Here is an 8,907-nt window from a genome sequence, read left to right on the forward strand (position 1 = left end):
GATGATCCCGGAAACCCGCGAGTTCGAGTTCGCCAACCTCGGCTTCATCCCGCTTTCTTACTACAAAAACCGCGATTACGCCTGCTTCTTCTCGGCTAACTCGACGCAGAAACCGGCGATCTACGACACCGCTGATGCCACCGCCAACAGCCGCATCAACGCGCGTTTGCCGTACATCTTCCTGCTGTCGCGCATCGCGCACTACCTTAAGCTGATCCAGCGCGAAAACATCGGCACCACCAAAGATCGCCGCCTGCTGGAGCTGGAACTCAACACCTGGGTGCGCACGCTGGTGACCGAGATGACCGATCCGGGCGACGAGCTACAGTCTTCCCATCCGCTGCGCGATGCGAAAGTGCTGGTGGAAGATATCGAGGACAATCCGGGCTTCTTCCGCGTCAAACTGTTCGCCATCCCGCACTTCCAGGTGGAAGGCATGGACGTGAACCTGTCGCTGGTATCTCAGATGCCGAAAGCTAAAGCGTAAGGCGGAACTCAGGGATGAAAACAGAACAACCACTCTGGGGCCGGGGCACGATGATCTCGCCCCAGCACTTTCAGCAGCAGTCCGCCTGGCAGGCGTGGCACAGCGAGTGCATTGCGCGCATGGGGCTTAATCAGCCGTGGGGCATATTTCAGGTTGAGTTTGAGCCGGATGCGCTGAAGCTTGGCCGGCTCAAGCCGCGTCATCTGCACCTGCGTTTTCGTGATGGCACGCTGATCGATACCCACAACGCCGATCCGCTGCCACCGACGTTGACGCTTGAGGCGGAGCAGAAGGAAGTGACGGTTGTTCTGGCGCTGCCGCAGCTGTACGCCAACGGCGGCAACTGCCTACAGGAAAGCGACGTGGCAGAGCGTCCGGTGCGCTTTCGCCAGCGCTGGCGCGATATCCGCAACCTGTTCGGGGACGATACCCGGCAGGTTGCGGTATTGCAGCCTGAACTGACGCTGCGTTATGCGCATCAGGATAACAGCGACTGGCTGACCTGCCCGGTGGCGCGTCTGCAGCAGGATGCGCAGGGCGGTTGGGCGCTGGACAGCCAGTTTCTGCCGCCGCTGCTCACTCTGCAATCCAGCCCGTGGCTGATGACGGCACTTGAACAACTGGTGACGCAGCTGCGCGCACGGCTGGTGCGTCTGATGGCGATGCGCCGCGAAAGCAACCAGCGCATGGCCGATTTTGCCGTCGCCGACGTGTCGCTGTTCTGGCTGCTCAACGCGCTAAACAGCGCCGAGCCGCTGCTGGCCGATTTTCAACGTCATCCGCAAAGCCCGCCGGAACGGCTTTATCCCGAACTGGCGCGCCTGGCGGGCAGTCTGCTGACGTTCTCACTGGAACATCAGGTCAGCGCCATTCCGGCTTACCGCCATGACAATCTGAACGATGTCTTTCCGCCGTTGTTCGACCTACTCGGCACACTACTGGAAGCCAGCCTGCCGTCGCGCATGGTGGCAATCGACATGACGCACGATAGCCGTCTGCGTCAGTGGCAGGCGCGCCTCAACGATCCACGCCTGCGCGAGGAAGCCGATTTCTACCTGTCGGTGCGCTCGCCGCTGCCGGTGGCGCAGCTGCAGGAGCAGTTCCCGCGCCAGTGCAAAGTCGGCAGCCCGGATGACGTGACTGGGCTGGTCAACAGCTCGCAACTGGGCATTCCGCTTAAGCCGCTGAGCCACGTGCCAGCCGCTATTCCACTGCGCCTGGAGAATCAGTATTTCTCGCTGGATCTGTCGCATCCGGCAGCACGCGCCATGCTTGAAAGCGGCAGCTGCATGTTTTACGTCCCCGGCACGCTGGGTGACCCGGAACTGGAACTCTTCGCGGTGCTGAGATCATGAGTACTGAATCAAAAGCAATCGATATTGATGCGCTGCTGCAAAACACCTGGCTGCAGGTGATCAGCCTGCGCCACGGCCCGCAATTTGCCGATGGCGAAGGGCTGGCACTGTGGCAGCGCTGCGTCAGTGATGCGGAGCGGGTGCAGCTTGCGCTGCGTGACGCGGGCGTCAGCCGCGAGAACCGCCATGACATTCTGCTGGCGCAGTGCGCGCTGCTGGACGAAGCGGTGAAAGGGCGCGGCGTGCAGGATGATGCCTGCGTGCAGTGGTATCACATGCCGCTGCAGGGCCATTTTTTACAGACCATGGATGCGGGCGAAACCCTGTGCGACCGCATGCAGCAGGTGCTGGCGCAGCCGGAAGCCGATGAAATGGTGCTGACCTGTTTTCACCGCGTGATGATGCTGGGCTTTCTCGGTGGTTATACCTCCATTGATGCACCCGCGCGCCAGCAACTGGTGAGCGCGCTGACTAAACGCGTACCACCTTTCACGCGTGCGGCGGATGCGCCGTTATTATCGCTGGCAAGCGGTGGGCTGCGGGCGGGCTGGTTAAGCAGCTGGCCCGCACGTCTTGGCCTGACCGCGCTGCTGCTGGCCGCGCTGTGGTGGGGGCTCAATCACTGGCTCGATCACCTCATCACGACGCTGCTGCCCGGAGTCAAAGGATGACGACGCTGCTTCCACGCCTGCTGGTGCTCTGGATTTGGCTGCTTGCGGCGGTGTTGTGCACGCAGTTTTTGACCTTTGCGCGTAGCAGCGATTTTACTGTGCTGCTGGCGATACTGCTGCTGGCTGGAACGGTAACGTTCAGAGTGCTGCGCCGCCGCAAGCATGTGACGAGTCAGGAATGGACTGATTTGCCCGATGTAGCTTATCGACAGCCGGTGGTGCTTTGCTGCAATGCAAGTGGTCTGTCGGACGTGGAACCGGTACGCGTGTTGCCGCACGGCTGCTTTATTCACGTTGCCGATAGCAGCGAACTCCAGCACAACGTGCGTGATTTGTTGCTGCAACGTCCCGACTGGGGCCGCCAGATTTCAATCTGCCTCAATATCAGTCCACAGCAACAGCAGGATAGCGCAGCGCTGGAAAATGTGTTGTTCGCTCTGCGTTGGCAAATTGCGTTACTGCGCCGTGAAACTCGTCAGTCGCTGCCGCTGCTGCTTAACATCGGCGTTGCCGGCGAGATGGCGCAGTGCGCTGCACCACTTTGGCAGGTTCAGCTGGCAGGAAATAGCCCACAAATCTGGCAGGACGACACCTCACCGCGTGGTACCAGCGAATGGCTGCAGTCGGGTGGAAACGTGGCGATGCAGCAGCAGGTCCTGCTCAACTCGCTGGATGCGTGGACGCGTCAGCATGTGCTGCGCGTGCTGACAGAGGCGCACAGTGATGTCGCCGCCGTGATACCCGCCGCATATGTGTTGCAGCTGCAACCCGCTATGCCGGTTGCCGGCAATGACTCTCTGTGGTGCGCCTGGCTGTGGCAGCACACCACTATCCGCAGCGCCGGAGCCGCAGCGAATACGCCCGTCATACTGCCCGACTTTATCCTTCCGCTGCTTCCAGAAGGCCGTGGCTTGACGCCGGGCATCCGCGCGTTGCGCACGGCGATCACGGCCTTCGCCGTTGCCGCAGTCATCGCACTCTGTGCGGTGGCCTGGAATAACCAGTCGCTGATCCATCGCATCGTATTCGACCTCGAACACTACAACCGCATTGCCATGACCGACTACGCGCCGAAGCTCGCTGCTGTGCAGGTGCTGCGCGAGGACGCGAGTCAGCTCGACAACTATGCGCGTCAGGGCACGCCGCTGCGCCTGAGTCTGGGGCTGTATCAGGGCGCTCATCTGCATCTGCCGGTGCTGCACGCCATTAGTACCTGGATACCGGAACCTAAGCCAAAACCTGTGCCGAAGCCGAAACCGCAACCCACGCTGGTAAGGCTGGACGCGATGTCGCTGTTCGATTCCGGCAAATCCGATCTGAAAACAGGCTCGACCAAAGTGATGGTTAACGCGCTGGTCAACATCAAAGCGCGCGCGGGCTGGCTGATTGTGGTCGCGGGTTATACCGACGATACCGGCAATCCGGCGCTGAACCAGCGTCTGTCCCTCAAGCGCGCCGAAGCGGTACGCGACTGGATGCGCGACACCGGCGACGTGGATGAGAGCTGCTTTGCGGTGCAGGGCTTCGGTCAGAGCCGTCCGATGGCGACCAACGATACCGCCGAAGGCCGCGCGGCCAACCGGCGCGTTGAAATCAGTCTGGTGCCGCAGGCCGACGCCTGCCAGGCAGCGGACGCAATCCCTCCGTCATCACAGGATGGTGACGGCAATCATGAAGAAAAGGAGTAACAACATGGCAATTCCGGTTTATCTGTGGCTGAAGGACGACGGCGGTGCGGACATCAAGGGCTCGGTGGACGTGCAGGACCGTGAAGGCAGCATCGAAATCGTTGCGCAGGAACATAACCTGTACATCCCGACCGACAACAACACCGGCAAGCTGACCGGCACGCGCATTCACACCCCGTTCCTGTTCACCAAGGAAATCGACTCGTCCAGCCCGTACCTCTACAAGGCGGTCACCACCGGCCAGACGCTGAAATCTGCCGAGTTCAAATGGTACCGCATCAGCGACGCCGGCCAGGAAGTGGAGTACTTCAACACCAAACTGGAGAACGTGAAGGTGGTGAAGGTCAATCCGGTGATGCACGACGTTAAGGACCCGTCGAAAGAGAAGCACAACCATCTGGAGCAGATTGAGCTGCGCTACGAAAAAATCACCTGGACCTACAAAGACGGCAACATTATTCACTCCGATTCCTGGAACGAACGCGCCACCGCCTGATTACGCGTCATATTTCGCGCCGCAGGTGCGTTGGCTGCGCTCGCGCATCCCGGTCACTTACTTATGTAAGCTCCCGGGGCTGCACTCGCTTGCCGCCTTCCTGCGACACGAACTATTTAGCCTAATCCCTCCGCCGGGCCGGGATTTTTACTCCCGGTGGATCGTAGGGTCGCCATTTATGGCGACCTTAATACCCACCACGCAGATGCCTTTTGCTTTCATCTCTTCAGGGTGAAACCACAAGTCATTTCCACCTCATACCTGCTGACCTTATGCGCTTTGGTTTACGGCGACGGGCGGTAGCGTGCCACCAGTCAGGAGAATTTTGCTATGGACAGTCAGTCAGCCGCGCTTTTGCGTCGCCTTAACCCGTTCTGCGCGCAGGCGCTGGAAGCCGCCGCGTCGCTGTGCCAGACCCGGGCACACGCTGAAATCCAGCCGGAACACTGGCTGCTCAAGCTGCTCGAGCAGGGCGAAGGCGACATCACGGTGATTGCGCGCCGCTACGAGTGGGATATGGATGCTATCTGGCAGGATTTGCTGGCGTTTCTTGACCGCCAGCCGCGCGCGGTGCGCGGGCGTCCGCAGCTTTCTTCTTCGCTCGAAGCACTGCTGAAACAGGCGTGGTTGATGGCCTCCGCATCTGATAGCAACCCGCAAATCCGCAGCATCCATCTGCTGATGGCGCTGTCCGAGCAGCCAAAGCTTGCACAGTGCGAAGGTCTGTGGCCGCTGCTGAGCCTGCGCATGAGCCAGCTTGAGCGCCTGCAGCCGATGCTGGACGCGCAGTCCGACGAGCGTGCGGAAGCGGAGCAGCCGGAGATGCCGGTCAGCACTATCGAGCAGGCTGCCGCAGGCGAAACCAAAGCCCCGACCGCCGAAGCACTTGCCCGCTTCACCCGCGACGTCACCGCCGATGCGCGCAGCGGCAAAATCGACCCGGTCTTTGGCCGCGACAACGAAATCCGTCAGATGGTGGATATCCTGTCGCGTCGCCGCAAGAACAACCCGATTCTCGTCGGCGAGCCGGGCGTCGGCAAAACCGCGCTGGTCGAAGGGCTGGCGCTGCGCATCGCCGAAGGCAACGTGCCGGACAGCCTCAAGCCGGTGAGCGTGCACACGCTCGACCTTGGCATGCTGCAGGCGGGCGCGGGCGTGAAGGGCGAATTCGAGCAGCGTCTGAAAAACATCATCACCGAGGTGCAGAGCGCACCGCATCCTGTGCTGATGTTTATCGACGAGGCGCACACCATCATCGGCGCGGGCAACGCAGCGGGCGGCGCGGACGCGGCCAACCTGCTGAAGCCGGCGCTGGCGCGCGGCGAGCTGCGTACCATCGCGGCCACCACGTGGAGCGAATACAAACAGTACTTTGAGAAGGACGCCGCGCTGGAGCGCCGCTTCCAGATGGTGAAGGTGGACGAACCGGACGACGACACCGCGTGCCTGATGCTGCGCGGACTCAAATCACGCTACGCCGAACATCACGGTGTGCACATCACCGACGCGGCGGTGCGCGCCGCCGTCACGCTGTCGCGCCGCTACCTCACCGGCCGCCAGCTGCCGGACAAGGCGGTTGACCTGCTCGACACCGCCGCCGCGCGCGTGCGTATGAGCCAGGACACGGTGCCGGAAGCCATCACGCGACTCAGAGCAAAACTCGACGCGCTGAACATCGAGCAGCGCGCCATCCTTGACGATGAAGCGCTCGGCGGCGCCATCCCGCAGGAGCGGCTGGCAGAAATCGCCGGCCTGATTGCGGTAACCGATGAAGAACTGGAGGCGCTGGAGCAGCGCTACGGCATCGTGCAGTCGCTGATGCAAGAGCTGCTGGAAGGGCGCAAAGACGCCAGCCAGCGCAATGCCATCGCACAGCTCCAGACCGACCTCGACGCGCTGCAGCCCGGTGAGCCGCTGCTCACCGTCGACGTGGACGCGCGCATCGTGGCGGGCGTGATTGCCGACTGGACCGGCGTGCCGCTCTCCTCATTAATGAAGGACGAGCAGGCCGAACTGCTGGCGCTGGAAAACCAGCTCGCCACCCGCGTGGTCGGACAGGACGCGGCGCTGAACGCCATCGCGCAGCGCCTGCGCGCCTCGAAAACCGGACTCACCTCAGAAAACGGCCCGCAGGGCGTATTCCTGCTGGTCGGTACCAGCGGCACCGGTAAAACCGAAACCGCGCTAGCGCTGGCCGATTTGCTGTACGGCGGCGAGAAGTCGCTGATTACCATCAACCTCAGCGAATACCAGGAAGCGCACACCGTTTCTCAGCTGAAAGGCTCGCCGCCGGGCTACGTCGGTTACGGCCAGGGCGGCATCCTCACCGAAGCGGTGCGCAAGCGTCCGTACAGCGTGGTGCTGCTCGACGAGGTGGAAAAGGCGCACCGCGACGTCATCAATTTGTTCTATCAGGTGTTTGACCGTGGCTTTATGCGCGACGGCGAAGGGCGTGAAATCGACTTCCGTAACACCGTAATTCTGATGACCTCCAACCTCGGCAGCGACGCGCTGGTGCAGCTGCTGGACGAAACGCCGGATGCCGCTGAGTCCGAACTGCAGGCGTGTCTGCGCCCGATCCTGCGCGACCACTTCCAGCCCGCGCTGCTGGCGCGCTTCCAGACGGTAATTTACCGCCCGCTGGCGCGCGACGCCATGCGCATCATAGTGGAAATGAAGCTCAGCCAGGTCAGCAAACGTCTGCAACGCCATTACGGCATCCGCACCACTATCGGCGAAGGCCTGTACGACATGCTCACCGACGCCTGTCTGCTGCCGGACACCGGCGCGCGCAACGTCGACAGCCTGCTCAATCAGCAGATTTTGCCGGTGCTGAGCCAGATGATTCTGCAGCACCGCGCCAGCGGCACCTTAAGCGACAGCCTGACGCTGGATACCAATGATGAAGGTGAAGTGAGCTTTACGTTCTGAATGATCGACGGTTCCTGCCTGCGGCATTTAAAAGGATTTAACCATGACAGACACGGGCATTACCCTGTTCAGCCACAGCCATCACCTGCTGAAGGTCACGGACAATACATCCTCGCTCGACGTGCTGAGCTTCGAAGGCACAGAGGCGCTGAGCGCGCCATTCAGCTGGAAAATTATCTTCACCAGCGTTGATAAAAATATCAGTCGCGAAGCGATGCTGATGAAAACCGCGTCGCTGACCCTGCGGCCATCACCGCAGAGCCTCGCCGACCTGCTGCGCAAGGCCAAACCGCTGCGCGTGGTGCAGGGCGTGGTGACCGGCTTTGATACGCTTGGCGTGTCGGCTGACGAAGCACGCTACGCCATCACGCTGCAGCCGCGCCTGGCGCTGCTGGCGCGCACCCGGCAGAACGCCATCTGGCAGGATGCGTCGGTGCCGCAGATTGTCGAATCCATCCTGCGCGACCGCCACGGCATGCGCGGTCAGGACTTCGTGTTCAGCCTCAGCCGCGACTACCCGAAGCGCGAGCAGGTGATGCAGTTTGACGAAGACGACCTGCGCTTCGTCTCGCGCCTGCTGGCGGAGGTGGGCATCTGGTTCCGCTTCACCACCGACACGCGCCTTAACATCGACGTGGTGGAGTTTTACGACGGCCCGCAGGGCTATGAAACCGGCCTGACGCTGCCCGCCGTGCCGCCGTCCGGCCTGCACGACAGCGGCGTGGAGTCGGTGTGGGCGATGGAAAGCCGCTTCCGGGTGGTGGAGAAGACCGTCAGCACCCGCGACTACAACTACCGCGACGCCACCGCCGACATGAACGCGCAGGCCGACGTCACCGGCGGCGACGACACCACCTGTGGCGAAGCCTATCACTGGGCGGATAACTACCTGCAGGCGGGCGAGGCGTACAGCGCGACTCCCGCCACCGAGAGCGGCGCGTTCTACGCCCGGCTGCGCCACGAGCGCTACCTTAACGGCCAGACGCGGCTCAGCGCCAAATCCAGCTGCGCCTCGCTGATGCCGGGCGTGGTGGTGCGCGCCAGCGGTGGCGACAACGTGGCGGAGGTGTTCCGCAGCGGCGTGGTCATCACCTCATTGCTGTGCCGCGCGGCGCGCGACAGCAGCATGGAAACCGCGTTTCACGGCATCCCGGCGGAGGGCCGCTACGGCTATCGCCCGGAGCCCGCGCCACGTCCGGTGATGGCGGGCACCATACCGGCGCGCGTCACCAGCACCACCACCAACGACACTTATGGCCACATTGACCGCGACGGCCGC

Annotated in this window: 7 protein-coding genes; all 7 read left to right on the top strand. The window is 62.3% G+C overall.

Annotated elements, in window-relative coordinates:
• Positions 1 to 487: type VI secretion system contractile sheath domain-containing protein (locus HX773_RS15645; protein ID WP_176972268.1), on the top strand; the 487-nt coding region annotated here is incomplete at its 5' end.
• A gap of 14 nt (positions 488 to 501) precedes the next feature.
• Positions 502 to 1,842 carry a type VI secretion system baseplate subunit TssK gene (tssK, locus tag HX773_RS15650; RefSeq protein WP_176972269.1) on the top strand — a complete coding sequence of 447 codons (1,341 nt, stop codon included), beginning with the start codon at positions 502 to 504 and terminating at the stop codon, positions 1,840 to 1,842.
• Positions 1,839 to 2,513 (top strand): type VI secretion system protein TssL, short form, encoded by a 675-nt coding sequence (tssL, locus tag HX773_RS15655; RefSeq protein ID WP_176972270.1) that lies wholly within the window; start codon positions 1,839 to 1,841, stop codon positions 2,511 to 2,513. Before tssK ends, tssL begins: the two co-directional genes overlap by 4 nt.
• On the top strand, positions 2,510 to 4,201 hold the full coding sequence (locus HX773_RS15660) for an OmpA family protein (RefSeq protein ID WP_176972271.1): 1,692 nt from the start codon (positions 2,510 to 2,512) through the stop codon (positions 4,199 to 4,201). Before tssL ends, HX773_RS15660 begins: the two co-directional genes overlap by 4 nt.
• A 4-nt stretch (positions 4,202 to 4,205) precedes the next feature.
• On the top strand, positions 4,206 to 4,697 hold the full coding sequence (hcp, locus tag HX773_RS15665) for a type VI secretion system effector Hcp (protein ID WP_154157409.1): 492 nt from the start codon (positions 4,206 to 4,208) through the stop codon (positions 4,695 to 4,697).
• 330 nt (positions 4,698 to 5,027) lie between these two features.
• Complete coding sequence (gene tssH / locus HX773_RS15670; RefSeq protein ID WP_176972272.1) at positions 5,028 to 7,628, top strand: type VI secretion system ATPase TssH; 2,601 nt, start codon at positions 5,028 to 5,030, stop codon at positions 7,626 to 7,628.
• A 43-nt stretch (positions 7,629 to 7,671) separates the two neighbouring features.
• Positions 7,672 to 8,907 (top strand): type VI secretion system tip protein VgrG (gene vgrG / locus HX773_RS15675; RefSeq protein ID WP_176972273.1); only part of this gene is annotated, 1,236 nt, incomplete at its 3' end.

The sequence above is a fragment of the Pantoea sp. B9002 genome, from assembly GCF_013385945.1.
Lineage (GTDB): Bacteria > Pseudomonadota > Gammaproteobacteria > Enterobacterales > Enterobacteriaceae > Pantoea.

Bases quoted from the DNA above. Each gene is read 5' to 3' on its own strand.
- tssK (WP_176972269.1), top strand. From the start codon at position 502: ATGAAAACAGAACAACCACTCTGGGGCCGGGGCACGATGATCTCGCCC.
- tssH (WP_176972272.1), top strand. From the start codon at position 5,028: ATGGACAGTCAGTCAGCCGCGCTTTTGCGTCGCCTTAACCCGTTCTGC.
- hcp (WP_154157409.1), top strand. From the start codon at position 4,206: ATGGCAATTCCGGTTTATCTGTGGCTGAAGGACGACGGCGGTGCGGAC.
- HX773_RS15660 (WP_176972271.1), top strand. From the start codon at position 2,510: ATGACGACGCTGCTTCCACGCCTGCTGGTGCTCTGGATTTGGCTGCTT.
- tssL (WP_176972270.1), top strand. From the start codon at position 1,839: ATGAGTACTGAATCAAAAGCAATCGATATTGATGCGCTGCTGCAAAAC.